We start from the raw sequence: 20,647 nt of genomic DNA on the forward strand, positions 1-20,647 counted from the left end.
CGTTCGTCAGGCTCCCCCTCTCCTTTTCGGAGAGGGGGCCGGCCCCATAGGGGTCTCGTGAGGCGACACGGTCGGCGAGCGTCGCGCTACTAACCGACTTTCACCGTCTGCCCGTCGTTGAGGTTTTGGTAGCCCGCCGAAATCACCTCGTCGCCCGGCTTCAGGCCGCTCAGCACTTCCTGCTTGCCGTTGTAGGTCTGGCCGGTTTTGATGACGCGCTTGGCAGCCACTTTTTTGCCGCCGTCGTTGCTCACTACCAGCACGTAGGCATTTTCCTCGTCGTGCTGAATGAGGTCGACCGGCAGCACGGTAGCGCTGTTGTTGCCGTAGTTTTTGATGCGGACCGTGGCCACCATGTTGGGGCGCAGCTTGCTGGCCACGTTGCCGGGCAGACGTAGCTCCACCGTGAAGGTGCGGCTGGTAGCCGAAATGGTGCGGCTCACGGTGCGCACGGTGCTCTCGATTTCCTCGCTGCCCATGTCGGGCAGCGTTACCAGCGCCTTGTCGCCGGCCTTGATGCTGCCCGCGTAAGCTTCTGATACGTCGGCCAATACCTTGCCGCCCTGGCCGCTGTTGAGCTGCACCACGGGCGCGCCAGGCGCTACCGTTTCGCCCAGCTTGGGCAGCACGTTATCGACTACGCCCGCGTAGGGAGCTACTACGTTGTAGAGCGATTTCTGCTGGTTGAGCGTGGCCAGGTTGCGCTGCAAGGCCTCGTAGTTGTTTTTGCTTTGCAGGTACTGCACCTCAGTGCCAATCTGCTGCTTCCAGAGGCCGGCCTGTTTTTCGTACACCGTTTTGGCCAGCTCCATGCGGGTGCGCAGCTCCGCGATGTTGGCATCCAGGATGCTGGCATCGACGGTGGCCAGCACCTGGCCTTTGCGCACCTGGTCGCCGCGCTGCACGCGCACGCTGGTGAGCGTGCCGGCCGCCCGCGCGCCCACGGTCGCGTTCTGGTCGAAGTCGACGCGGCCCTGCACTTCGAGGTAGCCCGCGAAGTTTTGGGGCGCTACCTTAATCACCGACACCGGCACGGCGGCGTTGGCTTCGGCTTCTTTGGCGGCCCCGGTTTTGGCTTCGAGGTCGGCTATTTTGGCCTGGGTGGCGGCCTGGTCGGCCTTCAGCTTGGCCAGCTCGGCCTTGGGGTCTTTGTCGCCCCCGCCGCACGAGGCGAGAAACAGCGCGGCGGCGAGTAGCGAGTAACGAGCGTTAGAGAGGTTCATATAGAAACTAGCTGTCATGCTGAGCAAAGCGAAGCATCTCGCTCGCATCATGGCTAACGTTGGGTTTACTGCTGCACGCGAGATGCTTCACTGCGTTCAGCATGACAAACGAATTAGAGGTTATTTGGCCTGCTGGTACAGCTCGCCGGTGGCTTTGTCGCGGTCTACCTTGGCCACCAGCACGTCGTAGATGGCGGCGTAGTAGTTGGTTTGGGCCTGGCGCAGGTCAGTTTCGGCCGTTATCAGCTCCACGTTGGAGCCCACGCCGGCCTGAAACTTGATTTTCGACACGCGGGCCACGTCGGCGGCCAGCGTCAGGTTGGCCTGCTGGTTGTCGAGCACGTCGAGGGCGTTGATGAGCGTCGTGCGGCTCTGCGCATCCTGCAAGTCAATGCTTTGGCGCAGCGTTTCGAAGCCCTGCTCAATTGTTTTCTGCTGAATGCGGGCCTGCTGAACCTGGTACTTGCGGCGGAAGCCATCGAACACCGGCACGTTCAGGGCCAGCCCCACGTTGCCGAAGCCAAACCAGTTCTGGTTGGCAAAGCCGGCGCCGTTGCGCGAGTCGGGCCCGCGGAAGGCAAACAAGTCGCTCGCCGACTTGGCCGAGCCCGAGAAGCCGTAGGCGGCCGTGAGGCTCAGGCGCGGGTAGGCACCGCGCTGGCGGTTGGCCAGGTCGAGGCCGGCCAGCGCCTGCTGCGTTTCGAGGGTCGAAAATTCGATGCGGTTGTTGTAGTTGAAGGCCGCCTGGGCCTGCGCGGGCTGGCCGGTGTTATTGACAGGCTCGCTGGCAGGCGTTTGGCCGGTAGTGGGCGGGGCCACGGTAGGCACCTGGCCGAGGCTAAGGTCACCGGCCCCGGTGTTGAAATTGGCCACGCCCAAGCGCTGGCGCAGCGCGCCGGCATCGACCACGGCCGCGCCGAGCGAGTCGGTGAGTTGCACGGTCTGCGCCTGCGGCAAACCCATCTGAAACTTGAGTAGCGCCACGCTCAACTCGGTGAGGCGCTGGGCTTTCTGCTGCTCCACCACCAGGTTGTTGCGCTGCACGCGCAGGCGGTCCACGTCGAGTTTTTCGGCAAAGCCGGCCTTGAAGGTCTTATCGGTTTGGTAGAGTAGCGTGTCGAGGCGCTGCACGTTGCGAGCCAGCAGCGCCAGGCGGGCGCGGGCCACCAGCGTGCTGTAATACGCCTTGCTCACCTGCTCAATCACGTCGATTTCGGCCTGCTGGGTTTGCTTCTTAGCCAGCTCCTCATACACCTTAGCGGCCTTGAGGCCAACCAGATACGAGCCATCAAACAGCATCTGCGAAAACGAAGCCGAGGTATTGCCCGCGTACTGCAAGCCGAAGGCCAGCGCCTGGGGCGGCAGCGCCACGGCCTGCGCGTAGGCCGGGCTCAAGGTCACGCTCTGACCGGCCGAGGCCGCCGCGATGTCGCGCGGCGTGAGGGTAGTGCCGCTCAGCGTCGGCCCTGAGAAGGCCCCGGCGTCAATCAGCGACTTTTGCAGCTTGAAGTTGTCGGCCAGGTTGGCGGCCACGTTCACCTGCGGCAGACCCTGGCTTTTCACCTCGCCTACCTTGGCTTTGGCGGTTTGCTCGGCCAGGCGGGTAGCCAGCAGGCTGGGCTTGTTTTGCACGGCGTAGCGCACGGCCTGGCTCAGGCTCATGGCCATCGGCCCCTGGCCGGCCTGCGCGGTGGGGGCCTGCGCCCGGGCGGGGGCAGCCGCCCCCAGGGCCAGGCCCGCCAGCAGCGCCCCGGTTAATACGTTGTTCATAAAAATGTGAAAGACAGAAGCGTCCGAGTAAAAAAAGCGGGGGCAAGCGCCCTATTCTTCTTCCGTAATGTGGCGGTATTTATTGAAGAGCCGGTGGCCCTTGAGCGTGGCCACGCCCAGCAAAAAGTGCTCGTCGAACACCCGGTTCACGCGCACCGGGCTAAACTGGGCGGGCGGGTAGCGGTCGGGGTCGAAGGCCAGCTCTATCTGGGCCAGGTTGAGGCGGGCCAGCACCTCCACGTCGAGGTCGGCCCGAAACAGCCCTTCGGCAATGCCGCGGCGCAGGTTTTGGGTTATCTGGTCGAGGATGAACGTGCTTTTGTGGGTCGAAAACAGCGCCCACGACTCGGGGTGGTACTTTTTGAGGTCGTAAAAAATGCTGGGATGCACGTTGGCAAATTCCTTGTCGGCCCAGGCCGAAAGGTTGAGCATTTCCTCCACGGCATCGGCGGCGGTGCTGGCCACGCGGGTGCATTCGCCCTGCGCCTGGCAAAGGTGGCCCGACATCGTAGCCAGCACGATGGCGTCTTTGCTGGCGAAGGTTTTGTACAACGTTTTCTTCGACATGCCGAGGTCGGCGGCGATGTCGTCCATGCTCACGCTCTTAATGCCGTTGCGCAAAAAAAGCGCGCCGGCGCGGGTCAGGATGCGGTCTTTGTTTTCCATGTTTGGCACCGCAAAGATACAATGGAAACTTTCAGTGAGTTCATAGTTTCCAAAGTTTCTTTCTTCTTACCTCCCAGAGCCTATTTCCGCTTCAATGACGCCTCTACTTCCGAATTACTTTAGGCAGCTGACTATTTTTTCCTAGCAAGGCCCAGCAGTTGTTTTCCGGCTACTCGGCTTAGCGCGACAAAGCTAAATAATTTGGCTCAATATTTTAGCATAAAATTGCTAATATTTTTAAACCTCAGCGGTGAGCCGGGGCACCTTGCGGCCAGCCGGTACCTTTGCAACCCATCCTAGTTCTTGCGCTCATGAAAATCCGCGTTGGCTTCGGCTACGACGTTCACCAACTCAAAGAGGGCCTGCCCTTCTGGCTCGGCGGCATCGAGGTGCCGCACACCCACGGCGCGCTCGGCCACTCCGATGCCGACGTGCTCATCCACGTCATTTGCGATGCCCTGCTGGGCGCGGCCAACCTGCGCGACATCGGCTTCCACTTCCCCGACACCGATGCGCAGTACAAGGGCATCGACAGCAAAAAGCTGCTCGCCGAGGTCATGCGGATTTTGCGCGAAAAAGGCTACGAAGTCGGCAACATCGACTCGACCATCTGCCTGGAGCAACCCAAGGTGAACCCGCACATTCCGGCCATGCAGCGCGTGCTGGCCGAGGTGATGGGCGTGGATGTGGACGACATTTCCATTAAGGCGACTACGACCGAGAAGCTGGGCTTTGTGGGCCGGCAGGAGGGCGTGGCCGCCTACGCTACCGTGCTGATACAGCGTGTAGGGTAAGCTTTAGCTTGCCTTTTCTACGCTACCCTTTCCCTTGTCAATCAGAACTTACCCTACCCTTTCGCTGGCAAGCTAAAGCTTACCCTACATTATTTATGAAATACTCCCTGCTGCTACTCGCCGGCCTGGCGCTGCCGGCCACCGCCCTGGCCCAGCGCCCGGTTAAAATCAAGACCAAGGTCAAAAACGTGCCCCCGGCCGCCGCCCCCGCCAAGCCGCTGAAAGTGGCCCCAGCCGCCCCCGCGGCCGACTACGCCACGCTTTACGCCGAGCGCTACATCACGCAGGACAAGCTGCGGCGCGACCTCACCATCTTGGCCTCCGACGAGTACGAGGGCCGCGAAACCGGCACCAAGGGCCAGAAAATGGCCGCTGCCTACATCAGCCAGCAATTCAAGCTTGATAGCCTGGTAGCGCCGGTAACTTCCAACAAGGAAAACCCTTACTTGCAGCCGTTCAGCCTGGAGCGCAGCGCCTGGCAGCCGGGCGGCACGCTCACGGTGGGCGGCAAAAGCTACAAGTGGCTGGAGGATTTTTACGCCTTCGGGCGCTCGCCCTTCCAGCAGGCTACGGCGGTGCAGCCGGTGTTCGTGGGCTACGGCATCGAGCAGGGCGCGTACTCTGATTATAAGGGCGTTGACGTAAAAGGCAAAGACCTGATAGTGCTGCTCGGCGAGCCGCACACGCCCGAGGGCGGCCCCGTGCTCAGCCCCGATGGCAACGCCACCAAGTGGGGCGTGGACTTCCGGGCCAAGGCCGCGCTGGCGGCCCAGAAGGGGGCGCGCAGCGTGTTTTTCGTGGATTACTCGCCCAACTCCAACTTCGCCAAGCTCATGGGCCGGCTTGCGCCGCGCGTGATGCAGCCCATCATCGCGCCGGCCGAGGCGAGCGGCGGGCGGGCGCCGTCGTTTTTCGTATCGCCGGCCTTGGCCGATAAGATGCTGGGCACGTCGGCCGCCGCCGTGGCCGCGTATGAGAAAGAGGCTGCTGCCGCCAAAGCGCCGGTAGCCAACAAGTTCAAGCCGGTGCGCTTCACCATTTCGGCCCCGCAGGAGCGCTCGGCGGTGGGCACCGAGAACGTGTTGGGCTTTTTGCCAGGCACCGATAAGAAGGATGAGATTCTGGTAGTGTCGGCGCACTACGACCACCTGGGCATCATCGGCGGCGAGGTCTACAACGGGGCCGACGACGACGGCTCGGGCACGACCGGGATGCTGGCCATCGCGGAGGCCTTTACCAAAGCCGCGCACGCGGGGCACGGGCCACGCCGCAGCATTTTGTTTCTGGCCAATACGGGCGAGGAAAAGGGTTTGCTGGGCTCGCAGTACTACACCGACCACCCGGTTTTTCCGCTGGCCAATACCATCACCGACCTCAACATTGACATGATAGGCCGCACCGACGCAGCCCACGAGGGCAAGGCGGACTACGTGTACGTTATCGGCTCGGACAAGCTTTCCTCGCAATTGCACGCGGTGTTGGAGCGGGCCAACCAGCAGCACGGCAACCTGGCGCTCGACTACCGCTTCAACGACCCCAACGACCCCAACCGCTTCTACTACCGCTCGGACCACTACAACTTCGCGGTGCATAAAATCCCGGTGGCGTTCTTCTTCAACGGCGTACACGCCGACTACCACGAGGCCAGCGACGAGGTCGATAAAATCGAGTTTGGCAAGATGGAGGCGCGGGCGCGGCTCGTGTTTTACACGGCCTGGGAGCTGGCGAACCGGGAGGAGCGGCCGATAGTTGATTCTAATAAACCGTAGGTAATTTTTCGCGCAGTGTTTCGCAGTGTTAAAGCGCAGTGTTCCGCAGTGCTGAGCAAACACCCCAAAACACTGCGTTTTAACACTGCGAAACACTGCGCGAAATGCTAAAGTCTACCGCCTTCCAAACCGACGCCGAAGCCAAAGCCTTCGACCTCGAACACCGCCGCAAAATCCGCTTTAACATCGGCAAGTACGACGCGGCCGTGCGCGCCGGCCTACAGCTCTACACCGACCACGAGCTGGCCCGCGCCCGCGCCGCCTCCCTCAAGGCCGGCGTGCTCGAAAAGCTGGATGACTACTTGCTCCAGTTCGAAGCCGCCTTCACGGCGCGGGGCGGGCGCGTGGTGTGGGCCAGCGATGCCCAAGAGGCGCTGGACGAAATCGGCCGCCTCACTGCTGCCCGCCACACGCGCACGGTGGTGAAAGCCAAGAGCATGACGACGGAGGAAATCCACGTCAATAAGTATCTACAAAGCAAAGGCATAGAGTCAGTCGAAACCGACCTGGGCGAGTACATTGTGCAGCTCAACGGCGAGCGGCCCTACCACATCGTGACGCCGGCCATGCACCTGAGCAAGGCCGACATCGCCAACATCTTCGTCAAGCACCTCGGCATCGCGCACACCGACGATGCGCAGCAGCTTGTACTCACCGCCCGGCATTTGCTGCGCGACAAGTACACGGCGGCCGAAGTAGGCATCACGGGCGGCAACTTTCTGATTGCCAAGGAAGGCGGCGTGGCCGTAACCGAAAATGAGGGCAACGCCCGCCTGTCGGCTACTTTCCCCAAGCTGCACATCGCGGTGGTGGGCATCGAGAAGCTGATTCCGCAGCTCACCGACCTCGATTTATTCTGGCCGCTGCTCAGCACTAGCGGCACCGGGCAGCAGGTAACGGTTTATAATACCGTGTACTTCGGCCCGCGCCAGGCCGGCGAGCCCGACGGACCGGAGGAGATGGTAGTCATCCTGCTCGATAACGGCCGCACCAACCTGCTCGCCCGCCCCGACCGCCGCGAGGCGCTACGTTGCATCCGCTGCGGCGCGTGCCTGAACGTGTGCCCGGTGTACAAAAACATCGGCGGGCATACCTATGAAACGACCTATTCGGGGCCGATTGGCTCGGTCATTAGCCCGCACCTGAGTGGGCTGAAGGAGCACCAGCACCTGAGCTTTGCCAGCAGCCTGTGCGGGGCGTGCACCAGCGTGTGCCCGGTCCGCATCAACCTGCACAACCTGCTGCTGCTCAACCGTCAGGAGAGCGTGCGCGAGGGCCACAACACGCTGGTGGAGAAAACAGCCATCGGCCTCTGGCGCTGGAGCATGCGCCACCGCTGGGCGCTCGACGTGCTGCCCGGCCGCCTCAAAGATTTCAGCCTCGGCTACCTGCTCGACCATGCCGGCTGGCGCAAGCGCCGCGAGAGCCTGCGGGTGGCCGACAAGTCGTTTCGGGAGCTGTGGAAAGGGCGGCAGTAGCAAAGTAGCCAATGTCTAGCTGCCATTAGCACGGAGGCAATAGGCAATATTTTGCCCTATATCATCAATTATTGCTAAATTCACCTTTGCAAAAACCTAAATAGGCAACATAATGCCTAACCTCGGAAGCATTATTGCGCAGCACAGGCAACGAATGCGCCTCACTCAGCAAGAACTTGCTGAACTGAGCGGCGTATCGGTGCGCCTGTTGCGGGAACTGGAGGCCGGCCGGGCCAACCCAGGAATGCGGCAGTTGGCAAAAATTGCGACAGTACTTCATCTTACCCTTACGCTCGCGCCCAAAGCCGATGAAACCGCAAGCCGCTGAAGTTTTTTTCAACGACCAGCTAGCGGGTATTCTCCAGAAAACCGGGCAGCAGTACAGCTTTCGTTATGACCCGGCCTATTTGCAAACCGACCTGCCCGCCGTCAGCCTGACGTTGCCAAAGCAGGCAGCCGCGTTTGTTTCGCCGGTGTTGTTCAGCTTTTTCTACGGTCTGCTGGCCGAAGGCGTGGCCAAACAGATACAGTGCCAAGAGCTGAAAATTGATGAACACGACCATTTTACCCGGCTTTTGCGCACGGCGCACACCGAAACCATCGGCGGCGTAACGGTGCGCGCGCTTTTGCCCAAGCCATGACTACGTGCGTTGCCTGCCTGCGCCACCTCAAGAAAGCAGAAACGGATTTTTGCGAAGCTTGCCGCCAAGAGCTTTTCGATGGCGGGGCAGTACCAGTCGTACTACCTTTTGCGCCCCCAGCTACGGCTACTTATGAGGAAATGAAGCGCCTGCACGAGCTGACGCGCCAGATTTCGGTGTCGGGCGTGCAGGAGAAATTTTCGCTGCGGCTGGCAGAGAAAAGTACCCCACAACTGGTCCTTACGGCGCGGGGCGGGCAATACATCCTCAAGCCCGTGCCACCCACGCGCTTTCGCCACGTGGCCGAACTACCAGCCAACGAGCACTTCACCATGCAACTGGCCCGGCAGGTATTCAAGCTACCCACGGCGGCGTGCGCGGTGATGCGCTTTGCCGACGGCAGCCCGGCCTACCTGACGCGGCGCTTCGATGTGCTACCCAATGGTGCGCGCCTGGCCCAAGAAGACTTTGCGCAGCTAGGCGGGCGCACCGAGATGGAGCACGGCGACAACTACAAGTACGATTTTAGCCACGAAGAAATGGGCCGGCTCATTCGCCGCCACCTGCCGGGCAGTTACGTCGAGCAGCTGACTTTATTCTTCCGCCTTACGCTCTTCAACTACCTCGTCAGCAACGGCGACGCGCACCTCAAAAACTTCTCGCTCTACCGCTTGCCCAGCGGCGAATACCGCCTCACGCCCGCCTACGACCTGCTCAATACCAGCCTGCACGTAGAGGATGGCAATGGCCTCGCGCTCGACCTTTTTGCGGATGACTACGCCACGCCCAGCTTCGCGGCCAACGCCTACCTGGCCTACGATGACTTTCTGGAATTTGGCATCCGCATCGGCCTGCCGCCCAGCCGGGTGCGGCGGGTGCTGGCCGATATGGCCGGCCACGAAGCGGCCATCGACAAGCTGCTCAGCCGCTCTTTTATGACACCTGAGATGCAGGCGCGCTACGCGGCCAGCCTCGCCGGCCGCCGCCAGCGCCTGCGCTATTCGCTGGCGGGCGGCTAGAAACCCGCCGGGCCCGTACAACGGGTTATGTCAACTACTGTGGAGTATGGGCTGCGCCTGCTGGCGGGCGCGGCCGGCATCTGGCTGGTTATTACGACGGTTTCGGGCGCTATCCGCTCGTTTGTGCTGCCGCGCAGCGAGTCGGTGCGGCTCAATATGTTCGTGTTTGGCGGCGTGCGGGCGCTGTTCGACTTCGCGGCGCGGCGCGCTACCACCTACGCCCGGCGCGACCGCATCCTGGCGCACTACGCGCCGGTGGCGCTGGTGGCGCTGCCCATCGGGTGGCTGGCGCTGGTGGGCGTGGGCTATTCGGCCATCTACTGGGCGCTGGGTGTGGAGGACTTCACCAAGAGTTACGAGCTCAGCGGCAGCTCGCTGCTCACGCTGGGCACTACCTCGGAGAGTGGGCTGGCGGTCAACGTATTCAGCTACTCGGAGGCCACCATTGGGCTGCTGCTGCTCACGCTGCTCATTTCTTACCTGCCGACGCTGTACCAAGCGTTTTCGCGGCGCGAAATCGTGGTGGCGCAGGTGGAATTGCGGGCGGGTATTCCGGCCACGGCGGCGGGGCTGCTGGCATGGCTGGGCCCCGATTTCAGCCGCGACGACGCGCAGTGGCTGGACTGGGAAAAATGGCTGGTTGAAATCGACGAAAGCCACACCTCGCTGCCGGTGCTGGCGTTTTTTCGGTCGCCGCAAGGCGGGCGCTCGTGGGTGATGGCGGCCGGCCTCATCCTCGACGCGGCCAACCTGCATTTCTCGGCCCTCGACGCGGCGCCCTCGCGGCAGGTCGAAACTACCTTCAAGGCCGGCGTGCTGGCTTTGAATCGAGTTTATCGCTTCTTTGACCACACCGCCGAAACCGAGCCCGCCGAGCTGCGCCCGCCCGAGGAGCAGGCCGCCGACGCGCCCGGCCGCCAGGATTTTGCCGCCACTTGGCGCGCGCTGCGCGCCGCCGGCCTGCCGTTGCGCCCCAGCGAGGAAGACGCCTGGCAGCACTACGCCGACCGCCGCCGGCGCTACGCTCCGGCGCTGGCTTTTTTGAATGAGCTGCTGATGACGCCGCCGCTGGAGCGGTAGCCGGCTGGCCCGCCGCTAGCCGCGCAGCTTAAGTGAAATTCAAATGGGACGCAAGTAATTGAAGTGGATTGCAAGTATTTTTTTTATTCCTGGCATAATCCTACCCCAAGCCCCGCTGGCATTCACCAGCGGGGCTTCTTTTTGGGAATGTACCAGCGTGAGCTTCTTGCATGAATTATAAGCAATTGCTTTAAAGTACTACACGAGCTTATATTTAGCCCGCGAAACTGCGTGTCCCTACCGGTTTTGCCAACACTCTACCCTCTTGGCACTTTGGTGGCCGCCAGCTGGCTGGTTTACAGCGGCTGGGGCCGGTTCGATGTGCCAGCCCACCCACTTTCCTGTGTGCTGCTGCAAAGCTCGGCTGTTCGGTGCGTCCGGGCGGCGGGGCTGCCGCTGGATGTTATACCCTACAAGGCTACCCGCGCTGCTTTTTACCTTCCTTATGTTAAACACATTACAAGCAGAAACCCCGGTTAAACAGAAAAAAGCATTTGCTGAAAATTGGAAAAAGCTGCTGGTTGTGCTGGCGCTGCTGCTACCGGGCAGCGGGGCCTGGGCACAGGCCGTCAAGACCTTGCCGGGCAGCTACGCCAACTTTCGGGCGGCCATTACCGACATCAACGCCAACTACCCCTCGGGGGGCGTGACGGTGCTGGTGCTGGCCGGCTACACCGACCAGCTGAGCAGCCCGCTGCCGGCGCTCACGGCGCAGGGCTCGGCTAGCCGGCCCATCGTGTTTCAGCGGCTGGGGGTGGGCGGCAACCCGCGCATCGTGGCGCCGGTGGGCACTTCTACCACCACCGATGCCATCGTGCGCCTGGCGGGGGCCGACTACGTCACGTTTGACGGCATCGACCTGCTCGACCCCAGCTCGCACACCGGGCAGGCGGCGGCGGCCGAGTTTGGCTACGCCTTCTTCCGGGCCTCGGCCACCAACGGCTGCCAGTACAACACCATCAAAAACTGCGTGGTCTCGCTGAACCGGGCGGGCAGCAACTCGACCTCGGGGCTTATCTACGGCATTTACGGGGCCAGCACCACGGTGGCGGGCGCGGCCGTGGCCACTACCAGCGCCAGCGGCACCAACTCGTACAACAACTTCTACGGCAACACGATATTGAATACGCAGGCGGGCATTTGCCTGGTGGGCTACGACGACCAGAACGCACCCTACAGCCTGCTCGACCAAGACAACGACATCGGGGGCACGGCGTCGGCTACCGGCAACACCATCGTCAACTTCGGGGGCCTGGACGCGGCCCCGGCCTACGGCATCCGGCTGGTAAACCAGGACGATAGCAACGTGAGCTTTAACTCGCTGAATAATGCCGGCAGCGGCGGCGAGCCCAGCGCCAATGCTTTTTTCGGCATTCAGATTACCGAGGGGCGCAATGCCAGCTGCCGGGTGGTGCGCAACTATATCGTTATCGGGCAGGAGCTGAACAACAGCCCGGTAACGGGCATCGTGACCGACCTCGACGGCACCGGCACCACGACGGTGCAGGAAAATACCGTGAGCCTGACGCTGGCGGCCGGCAGCGGCCGCAGCAGCACCGGCCCGCGCTACCTGCTGGCCAATACCGGGGCCACGGCCACGCTCCAGCTCAACAACAACTCGGCTAACTTTGACCTGAGCGCCACCGGCGGCGGCAGCCTCGGCGGAGCCACCTACGGCGTGTACAACGCAGGGGCCGTGACGGGCACCGCCGCGCTGAGCAGCAACCGGGTGACGTATGCCCTGAGCGGCACCAACAGCCGCCTCGATGCCGACTGCTACGGCGTGTACAGCGCCAGCCCCGGCGCCATGGGCAGCCTCACAATGAGCCGCAACAACGTGAGCTACCGCCTCACCGCTGCCAACGGCAACCTGACGGGCGACGCCGTGGCCCTGGGCAATGCCGGCCCGGTAGGTGGCAACCTGGCCATCACCAACAACACCACCGCCATCGCTACCACGGTGATGGGCGGCGCGGTGACGGGCCAGCTCGCGGGCATCGTGAACCAGGCGGCGGGCACCGTGGGCGGCACTACCACCATCGACGGCAACAGCCTCGGCTTTCCGTGGCTGGGCACTACCTCGGGCACCACCTCGAGCTCGCTGCAAGGGGCCGTGAACCTGGCGGCCCTGACCGGCGCGGCCTCGCTGAGCGGCAACACGCTGAGCTACGGCGGCGGCGGCAGCCCGGGCAGCTTCACCTCGTCGTTTGCGGGGGTGCTGAACGCCGGGGCCACGGCCTCGACCTTGCAGCTGAGCAACAACACGCTGCTGAATAGCTACTGCAACAGCACGGGCGCGCTGACGCTGATTGGGGCGACGGGCACGAGCGGCGGGCTGCTGACCATCAGCAACAACCGCTACGAGAACAGCAGCGTGGCTTCGACCGGGCAGGTGTATTTCATCAATGCTACCTCGGCCAGCCCCAATATGCTGGTGCAGGGCAACGTGCTGCGCAACTTCACGAAGGACGGCTCTTCGACGGCCACGGTGTACGGCTACTTCAACGCGGGCCAGCCCACGGCGGCCGGCACCCACACCATCAGCGGCAACAGCATCACGGGCCTGAACCTGACGGGCACTTCGGGCGCGTTCGCGTCGCCGTTCGGCGGCATTTTATCGAGCCCCAGCCTGGCTACTACCCAGGTCATTACCAACAACACGGTGGGGCTGCTGGCCAGCGGCGGCACCATCATGACCGGCAACGCGCCGCTGACGGGCATTTTTGCGGGCGGCGCCGGCGCCAACACGGTCATTTCGGGCAATACCGTGCAGAGCCTCATGGGCAGTGGCACCATCGTGGGCCTCAGCACCACGGCCAGCCTCACCGACCCGCTCGCCCCGGCCGGCAACCTGGCGGGCGGCAGCATCTACGGCAATACCTTCAGCAACCTGACTGCCACCAACCGCTCGGCCACGGTGTGCGGGCTGTTTTTGGCGGGCAAGGCCAATGCGGTGCCCGCCAGCGCCTACGGCAACAAAATCAGCAACCTGAGCGCCGACGCCGGCACCGGCAGCGTGGTGTGGGGCATCTACGTGGCGGGCGGCGCTACCCTCACGCTGCACAACAACCTGATTGCGAACCTCTACGCGAGCGCGGCCAACAACCCCGAGTCGATAACCGGCATTTACCTGAACGCGGGCGCAAGCCTGAACCTCTACTACAACACCGTGTACCTCGATGGCACGAGCTCGGGCTACGGCTTTGGCTCGGCGTGCATTGCCTTTGGCAGCGCGCCCACGGCCATCGACCTGCGCAATAACCTGGCCGTGAACACGGCCACGGCCAGCAACACCAGCCTGGCGGTGGCCCTGCGCCGCACCACGGCGGGCACGCCCGGCATTGCCCCCGCCAACCTGGCCTCTACCCTCAACAACAACCTGCTCTTTGGCCGCTACCTCTACGCTGAAGGCCTGACCAGCGGGGCGGCCACCAACGCCCTGACCACCCTGGCCGCCTACCGCACCTTTATGAACACAACCGACGGCCGCGAGCAGCGCACCGTCAGCCAGTCGGTCGGCTTTATCAGCACCAATATGCTGAGCAGCAATTTTCTACGGCCTGGCATCGGCGCGCCCTCGCCGGCGGCGGGCGGCGCGCAGCCCTTGAGCAGCCTGCCCAAAGACTACGCCGGCGCGACCCGCAGCAGCAGCACGCCCGACATCGGGGCGCTGGAGGGCGGCTACACCTACCTCGACCAGGTGGGCCCGGCCATCAGCTACGCCCCGCTGGCCAACACCACCCAGACCACTAACCCCACGCTGGCCAACGTGAGCGTAACCGACCCGGCCCCCGGTGCGGGCGTGGCCAGCGGCCCCAATACCCGGCCCCGCTTGTACTACAAGCTCGCTACCGATGCCAACGTCTTCAACGACAACACCAGCAACACGCCGGGCTGGAAGTATGCGGTGGCCAGCACCAGCAGCTCGCCCTACAGCTTCGTGCTCGACTACAATGCGCTGTACAACGGCCCGGCCATCGTGGGGGGTATGGTGGTGCAGTACTTCGTGGTGGCGCAGGACATGGCCAACACGCCCAACGTATCCCTCAGTGCCGGCGCGCTGGCTACCGTGCCCGGCAGCGTCGACCTCAAGGCGGCAGCCTTTCCGCTCGGCGCGGCGGGTAGCGCGGCTATCAACTCCTTCACCATCACTGCCCCAGTCATCACCACGCCGCCCGTGACAACCACTCCGGGCACGGGTTCGGGCACTGGTACTGGAACGGGCACGGGTACAGGTACCGGAACGGGTACGGGTACGGGTACGGGTACAGGCACAGGAACCGGCACGACCACGCCGGGCGCGGCGCTGCCCACGGCGCTGCTGGTAGGAGCCGGCCAGACGTATACTTCGCTCACCAACGCGGGCGGCGCTTTCGAGGCCCTGAACGCGGGCGTGCTGCAAGGCAATACCACCCTGACCATTACCTCGGACCTGGCGAGCGAAACCGGGGCGGTAGCCCTGAGCGCGCCCAGCAACGGCAGCTACACGCTCACCATCCGCTCCGACGGGCAGCTGCGCACCATCAGCGGGGTGGCCACCAACATGGCGGGCCTCATTCGGCTGGTAGGGGCCGACCGCGTTACCGTGACGGGGGCGCAGCCCGGCAGCAGCTCGCAAAACCTGCTGTTTCGCAACTACACCAGCGGCGCGCCCACCTTCGCCTTCATGGCCGATGCCAGCGGCAACACCCTCACCAACCTGCTGGTGGAAAGCAGCAACAACAACCCCAGCAGCGGGGCCATCTTGCTGGGCAGCGGCAGCAGCACCGGCAACAACGACAACACGTTCAACAGCCTCAACATCCGCCCCGTGGGCAACGCCACCACGGCGGGCTACGCCAACGGCCTCTTCTCGGCCGGGGCCAACAGCGCGGTGCTGAACTCGGGCACCAAGCTGACCAACAGCCTGGTGCACGAGTTTTCCAGCAATGGCTTCTACGCCGTTAGCCACAGCACCAGCTGCACCGTATCGGGCAACAGTTTTTACGAGCAGGGCAGCCGCTCGACGGCCCTGTGCGCCGTGCGCCTCGATGCGGGCGGCGCGCACACGGTCAGCAACAACCTGTTTTACCACACCACGGGCACGCTCAGCGGCACCGTCACGGGCATTTCGCTCACGGGCGGGGGCAGCGGCAGCACCGTGAGCGGCAACCTCATCGGGGGCAGCGTGGTGGGCGGGGCCAGCGCTACCATGAATGTGTCGTCGGGCTTCAGCGGCATTGTGCTGGCGGTGGGCTCGGGCGCGGCCAGCACCGTGCAGGGCAATACCATCCAGGCCATTACCAACACTTCGAAAACGTCTTCGACCTTCGGCATCAACGTATCGACGGGGGTAGTGACGGTAACGGGCAACCTGGTGGGCAATGCCACCAGCAGCCGGGGCATCGTGGTCAACTACGACGCCTACGGCATCAGCATCGGCACGTCGGCGGCGTCGACCATCAGCAACAACCAGCTGGTGAACCTGCAAACCGGCCCCAATCCGGCTGATGGCTTGTACCTAACGGGCATCAACTTTAAGGCCGGCACCGGCGGCACGCACACCGTGGTGGCCAACCTGGTGAGCAGCCTGCTGAACCGCTCGGTGCCCGACGACGACAACAGCTCGGACACCCAGACGGTGGGCCTGCTCAGCCAGAGCACCGGCCAGCTGACGGTGCAGCGCAACCAGTTCAACAACATCGGCAGCCTGGCCACGGCCACCGGCAGCACCAACAATCACTACGTGAGCGCCCTGAACCTGGTGCGCGCCGGCGCGGGCAGCCAGATTACCCGCAACCGCGCCTATGGGCTGTTTGCCTCCAGCGCGGGCACGGGCGCCACTGCCGACGTGGTAGTGGCCCTGCACAACGGCGGCACCAGCACCACGGTGGCCAACAACCAGTTGTCGGTGCCAGCCAGCGCCTCGGCAGCCCCGCAGGCGTTTGGCATTCTGGAAAACGGCACGGCCAACACCTACGCCTACAACTCGGTGTATCTGGGCGGCCAGGGGCCGTCCGACACCTATGCCTTTTACCGGGCCAGCACCACGGCGGGCTTGCTGATGCGCAATAATATCTTCTACAACGACCGCCGGGGCCGGGGCCTCAACCTGGCCATCGGCACGGCCTCGGCCACGGGCTGGGTGGCGGCCACGGCCACGCCCTCCAATGCGACATCCGACTACAACCTGTTCTTTACCAGCGACAGCACGGAGGTAGGCAGCTGGGCCGGCACCACGCTCAACTTCAGCGGCTGGAAGCGGGCGCAGCCCACCGGCAGCGGCGGCGACCGCAGCTCGATGCGCGAGCAAAACACGGTGATATCGGCCGCCAGCCTCTTTGGCAACGCCAACGGCGGCGACCTGGCCATCAACGTGGGCGGCCCCGCCGCCTGGTACACCAACGGCACCGGCGTGCAGCTGCCGGGCCTCGGCACCGACTACACTGGCAGCCCGCGCCCCACCACCGTGGCCGCCGGCGCCCCCGACATCGGCGCGCTTGAAGTGACGCCCACCGGCACCCCGCCCGAACTGGCCACCACGGGCCGGCCCAGCCGGGGCAGCACCCAAACCTTCTGGCTGGGGGGCCGCGCCCTGGCCCGCGTAACCTGGGGCTATAATGGCTCGCTGCCCAATGGCCTCACCGTGCGCTACTACTCGGGCACCAACCCGCCCACTCCCTACCCCGGCGGGGCCAGCTTTGCCAACGTGTACTTCGCGCTCAGCAACGATAACAACAGCGGCAACAACTACACCTACGCCCCCACCCTGTACTACGACCCCGCCCTGCTGGGCCGGATAGCCAACGAAACCGACCAGCTCGTGGCCCAGCGCACCGCCAACGGTGGCAGCTACGACTTGTATGCCTCGGGGCTCGACCAGGGGGCCCGCTCGCTCGCCGGCCCGCAGGGGCTGTCGCGCCTGAGCGTGTTTGCCATCGGCAGCTGGGGCAATAGCGCGGCGCGCGCCGCCGGCGCACCGCTGGCCACGCTCACGCGCGTGGCCGCCACCGACCAGGGCAGCGGCGGGGCCGTGCTAAACTGGCACACGCCCTCCGAAGCCAACAACGCGGGCTTTGAGGTGCAAGTCAGCCTCGATGGCAGCAGCTTCCGTCCGCTCGGCTTCGTGGCCCCGGCCGCCGCCAGCAGCACTACCGCCCACGACTACTCCTTCCTCGACCCCGAGGCCGCCCAGCCCGGCCTGCGCCACTACCGCCTGCGCCAGCTCGACCTCGACGGCCGCGAGCGCTTTTCGGCCGTGCGCACGCTGCACGTAGCACCCGCCGCGGCCGAGGTGCTCAGCGCCACCCCCAACCCCTTCGGGGCCAGCCTCACGGTGCGCCTGCAGCTGCCCACTGCCAGCCCCGCCACCCTGCGCCTCACCGATGCGCGCGGCCGGGTAGTGCGCACCCAAAGCCTGGGCGAGCTGCCCGCCGGCCCCAGCCAAACGACGCTACCTGACCTCGGCGAGCTGGCCCCCGGCCTGTACATTCTGCACGTGGCCCTGCCCCACACCACCTACACCCTCAAGGTAACGAAGGAGTAGGCCGCCCGCCGGGCGGGTGCCAGCCAGCAGGCCCCAAGGGGGCGCGTCTTGCCGACCAGCAAGGCGCGCCCCCTTTCCGTTGGCACCCGGGGCGCTCGCAAAGGCGCGTGTGCCAGCGCCGGCGTACCGCCGCTGGTGGGAGTCGAGCGGGATAGTTGGGGCGTTGGTCGATATGGCTAACTGGCTAAATACAATTAACTATTTGTTTTTCAATTGCTTGAAAACATTCAGCCAATTGACTGCCAGCTGACTACCGGCAGGCCTGGCACTCCGCTTGCCTTTGGAAGGTCAGACGCGTCGCTCTTTTCTTTCCTTCCACCTACTACCCTTATCGCCATGAAAGCCCCCCTGTTTTCCTTCGTTGCCGCCGCCGCCCTGTTCCTGGCTACCGCCGCCTCGGCCTCTCCCCTCGACCACGACCGCGACCGCGACCCGCGCCGCCTCTCGCCCCGCGAGCGCGCCCGCTACGAGCAAACCCAGCGTGAGCGGGCCCGCTTCGAGCAGGCTCAGCGCGAGCGCGAGCGCCAGCAGGCCCTGGAGCGGGCCCGCTGGGAAGCCCAGCACCGCTACGACCGCCGCCCCGCCCGGCCCTATGGCCGCTAGCCCGCTCGCCCGCAGCTGCGGCAGCCCGGCGCGGGCATTCACCTCTACCCTGCTCTTCTCAACTGCTACCATTCGGCAAATAAAAAGCCCCGCTGGCCGTGCCAGCGGGGCTTTTTCAGCTTAGGATGCCGGGGGCTACTCGCGCACCAGGCGGCGGGTTTCTACGCCGTCGGCATTGGTGAGGCGCAGCAGGTACACACCCGGAGCCACACCCGAAAGGTCGAGCCCGTGGCTAGCCACGCCCGTAGTGGCGGGCAGCGCCTGGCTGCGCACCACGCGGCCCAGCGCATCGACTACGGCCAGCTGCGTGGCCGAGCGGAAGCCGCTCATTTCCAGCGTCACCTGCCCGTTGGGCGTGGGGTTGGGGTAGAGCCGCACGCTAGCCCCGGCAATGCCAGCGCGCGTGGTCGTGACTACCGTGGCCACCGAGGCCGGCGAGGCGCAGCCAAAGCTGTTGGTCACCACTACCGTGTAGGGGCCGTAGGTGGTGGCCGAGCCATTCACCACGTAGCTCTGGCCGGTAGCGCCCGCGATGGGGCTGCCGTTGAAGTAGAACTGGTTGCCCGTGGCCGCGCTTGAGGTGAGCGTGGTTTGCGTGCCGTTGTAGGTGGCCGTGAGCGTGGGCTGGGCCGGGGTGGGGTTCACCGTGATGGTGGCCGTGGCCGTGCCGGGGCAGCTGCCCGCGCCCGTGGCGGCCACCGTGTTGGTGACGGTGTAGGTGCCGGCCGTGGAGGTCGCCAGGTTCACGGCCCCGGTGGCCGCGTCGAGGGTCAGGCCCGTGGTGGAGGTGAAGGTGCCGGCCGTGGCGCCGCTGGCCAGCGTGGCGGCCACCGTGCCGGTGCTGCCAGCGCAGTTGCCGCCCGTGGCCGGGTAGCTGAAGCCCGCCGCAGCCCCCGGCGTCACATTTACCTGAATGGCCGTGCGCGTGGAGTTCACGCACTCGCTGCTGAAGGTCAGGTTGAAGAAGCTATTGTAGGTCGTGTTCGAGTAGGTAGTCGACGTGGCCGAAGAGTAGGAACCCTTCACGCTCAGCACGCCATCGGCCGAAACCAGAGGATACGTGCCCGTGTACGACGTGTAGCGGCCCAGGGCGCCGGTGGCGTTCGAGAGCTTGTAGTCGCCGGCGGTGAGGGCGTAGTTCAGGGGCACCGTTACGCGGGTGCCCACCTGCGCGGCCGTTACCGTGATGGTCACGTTGCTGCCGGCCACGGCGGTAGCCGTGCCGCCGGGCTGGGTGCCCGCCACGCTGTAGAGGCGAATGGTGAGCGTGCCGGCGGCTGTGGGGTACACATCTACCGACGTCAGCGTGCCCGCCTGCGTCACGGCAAAGCCCAGCGGGTAGTCCGTCAGCGACGATTGGCTGAACGTGCCGTTGCTGGCGCTGTTATCGCTGAGGCCCGCCGTGCGGCTACCCGTCGTGAAGGCTTCGGCGTAGTAGGTGGTGCTGGCCGTGAGGGCCGGCGTGGTGTAGCTGCCCGCCGTGGTGGTGGCCAGGGCCGTGCCGCCCGTGGCCGCGCTAAAGAAGCGCACCGTATTGCCCGCCGTGGCCGTGGCCGTGAGCGTGGCGGTGCTGCCCGCGCAAATGCTGAGCGGCGAGTTGGTGCTCGCTACCTGCGGGTTGGTTATCGTGATGGTCGCCACGTTGGACGTAGCCACCGCGGCATTGCAGCTGGTGCGGGCCCGGAAGTAGGTAGTGCTGGTGAGCACGCCCGAGGTGTAGGAGGCCGACGTAGCCCCGCTGATGTCGGTAAACGTTACGTTATCAGTCGACTGCTGCCACTGCACACTGCCATTGGCCGCGCCGGTGAGGGTGAGCGTAGCGGTGCCGCCCACGCAGATGGAAGCCAGGCTGGGCACGATGGTGCCCGCCACCGGGGCCACTACCGTGCGGGTAGCCGGGGCGGCCAGGGCGTCATTGGCGGTATTCTGGTCGCCGGCCACGGTGGCCGTGAGGGCGAAGGTGTAAGTGCCGGCGGCGCTCATGTTGAGCGAGCCCACGGTTACGTTTTGGGTGGCGCCCGCCGCCAGCGTGCCCGTGCTCAGGGTCTGGGTCAGCGTCTGGGTGGCGGCCCCGCTCAC

The 20,647-nt window shown here is 64.7% G+C and carries 13 protein-coding genes; 9 read left to right on the forward strand and 4 right to left on the reverse strand.

Features of this window, described 5'->3' with window-relative positions; all coding sequences use genetic code 11:
• Window positions 1-89: 89 nt before the first annotated feature.
• From VFO93_RS08745 to VFO93_RS08755, 3 genes are all read right to left on the reverse strand, one after another.
• Complete coding sequence (locus tag VFO93_RS08745) at window positions 90-1,223, reverse strand: efflux RND transporter periplasmic adaptor subunit (RefSeq protein WP_325133981.1); 1,134 nt, start codon at window positions 1,221-1,223, stop codon at window positions 90-92.
• A 120-nt stretch (window positions 1,224-1,343) separates the two neighbouring features.
• Entirely contained in the window at window positions 1,344-2,993 is a 1,650-nt protein-coding gene (locus VFO93_RS08750) for a TolC family protein (RefSeq protein WP_325133982.1), read from the reverse strand.
• A gap of 51 nt (window positions 2,994-3,044) precedes the next feature.
• The gene (locus VFO93_RS08755) at window positions 3,045-3,659 is read right to left on the reverse strand and encodes a TetR/AcrR family transcriptional regulator (RefSeq protein WP_325133983.1); all 615 of its coding nucleotides are present in this window, start codon (window positions 3,657-3,659) and stop codon (window positions 3,045-3,047) included.
• Window positions 3,660-3,970: 311 nt separating this feature from the next.
• On the opposite strand from VFO93_RS08755, the gene ispF reads away from it, so the two are divergent.
• From ispF to VFO93_RS08795, 9 genes are all read left to right on the forward strand, one after another.
• Complete coding sequence (gene ispF, locus VFO93_RS08760; RefSeq protein ID WP_325133984.1) at window positions 3,971-4,453, forward strand: 2-C-methyl-D-erythritol 2,4-cyclodiphosphate synthase; 483 nt, start codon at window positions 3,971-3,973, stop codon at window positions 4,451-4,453.
• A 95-nt stretch (window positions 4,454-4,548) separates the two neighbouring features.
• Window positions 4,549-6,222, forward strand: coding sequence for a M28 family peptidase (locus tag VFO93_RS08765; RefSeq protein ID WP_325133985.1), 1,674 nt, complete (start codon window positions 4,549-4,551; stop codon window positions 6,220-6,222).
• 104 nt (window positions 6,223-6,326) lie between these two features.
• Entirely contained in the window at window positions 6,327-7,700 is a 1,374-nt protein-coding gene (locus VFO93_RS08770; RefSeq protein ID WP_325133986.1) for a lactate utilization protein B, read from the forward strand.
• Window positions 7,701-7,854: 154 nt separating this feature from the next.
• A complete protein-coding gene (locus VFO93_RS22345) occupies window positions 7,855-8,028 on the forward strand; it encodes a helix-turn-helix transcriptional regulator (RefSeq protein ID WP_414653566.1) in 174 nt (57 codons plus the stop codon).
• The gene (locus VFO93_RS08775) at window positions 7,964-8,341 is read left to right on the forward strand and encodes a HipA N-terminal domain-containing protein (protein ID WP_325133987.1); all 378 of its coding nucleotides are present in this window, start codon (window positions 7,964-7,966) and stop codon (window positions 8,339-8,341) included. Before VFO93_RS22345 ends, VFO93_RS08775 begins: the two co-directional genes overlap by 65 nt.
• Window positions 8,338-9,360: a HipA domain-containing protein gene (locus VFO93_RS08780; protein ID WP_325133988.1), complete on the forward strand. Its 1,023-nt coding sequence runs from the start codon at window positions 8,338-8,340 to the stop codon at window positions 9,358-9,360. Before VFO93_RS08775 ends, VFO93_RS08780 begins: the two co-directional genes overlap by 4 nt.
• Before the next feature lie 27 nt (window positions 9,361-9,387).
• On the forward strand, window positions 9,388-10,440 hold the full coding sequence (locus VFO93_RS08785) for a hypothetical protein (protein WP_325133989.1): 1,053 nt from the start codon (window positions 9,388-9,390) through the stop codon (window positions 10,438-10,440).
• A gap of 445 nt (window positions 10,441-10,885) precedes the next feature.
• The gene (locus VFO93_RS08790; protein WP_325133990.1) at window positions 10,886-17,965 is read left to right on the forward strand and encodes a hypothetical protein; all 7,080 of its coding nucleotides are present in this window, start codon (window positions 10,886-10,888) and stop codon (window positions 17,963-17,965) included.
• Window positions 17,966-18,301: 336 nt separating this feature from the next.
• The gene (locus VFO93_RS08795) at window positions 18,302-18,568 is read left to right on the forward strand and encodes a hypothetical protein (protein WP_325133991.1); all 267 of its coding nucleotides are present in this window, start codon (window positions 18,302-18,304) and stop codon (window positions 18,566-18,568) included.
• 135 nt (window positions 18,569-18,703) lie between these two features.
• Here VFO93_RS08795 and VFO93_RS08800 read toward each other — a convergent pair.
• Window positions 18,704-20,647: T9SS type A sorting domain-containing protein (locus VFO93_RS08800; protein ID WP_325133992.1), on the reverse strand; the 1,944-nt coding region annotated here is incomplete at its 5' end.

The sequence above is a fragment of the Hymenobacter sp. genome, assembly GCF_035709525.1.
Taxonomy (GTDB): domain Bacteria; phylum Bacteroidota; class Bacteroidia; order Cytophagales; family Hymenobacteraceae; genus Hymenobacter.

Coding starts and splice junctions, on each gene's coding strand:
- VFO93_RS08745 (WP_325133981.1), bottom strand. CDS start 1,223: ATGAACCTCTCTAACGCTCGTTACTCGCTACTCGCCGCCGCGCTGTTT.
- VFO93_RS08750 (WP_325133982.1), bottom strand. CDS start 2,993: ATGAACAACGTATTAACCGGGGCGCTGCTGGCGGGCCTGGCCCTGGGG.
- VFO93_RS08755 (WP_325133983.1), bottom strand. CDS start 3,659: ATGGAAAACAAAGACCGCATCCTGACCCGCGCCGGCGCGCTTTTTTTG.
- ispF (WP_325133984.1), top strand. CDS start 3,971: ATGAAAATCCGCGTTGGCTTCGGCTACGACGTTCACCAACTCAAAGAG.
- VFO93_RS08765 (WP_325133985.1), top strand. CDS start 4,549: ATGAAATACTCCCTGCTGCTACTCGCCGGCCTGGCGCTGCCGGCCACC.
- VFO93_RS08770 (WP_325133986.1), top strand. CDS start 6,327: ATGCTAAAGTCTACCGCCTTCCAAACCGACGCCGAAGCCAAAGCCTTC.
- VFO93_RS22345 (WP_414653566.1), top strand. CDS start 7,855: ATGCGCCTCACTCAGCAAGAACTTGCTGAACTGAGCGGCGTATCGGTG.
- VFO93_RS08780 (WP_325133988.1), top strand. CDS start 8,338: ATGACTACGTGCGTTGCCTGCCTGCGCCACCTCAAGAAAGCAGAAACG.
- VFO93_RS08785 (WP_325133989.1), top strand. CDS start 9,388: ATGTCAACTACTGTGGAGTATGGGCTGCGCCTGCTGGCGGGCGCGGCC.
- VFO93_RS08790 (WP_325133990.1), top strand. CDS start 10,886: ATGTTAAACACATTACAAGCAGAAACCCCGGTTAAACAGAAAAAAGCA.
- VFO93_RS08795 (WP_325133991.1), top strand. CDS start 18,302: ATGAAAGCCCCCCTGTTTTCCTTCGTTGCCGCCGCCGCCCTGTTCCTG.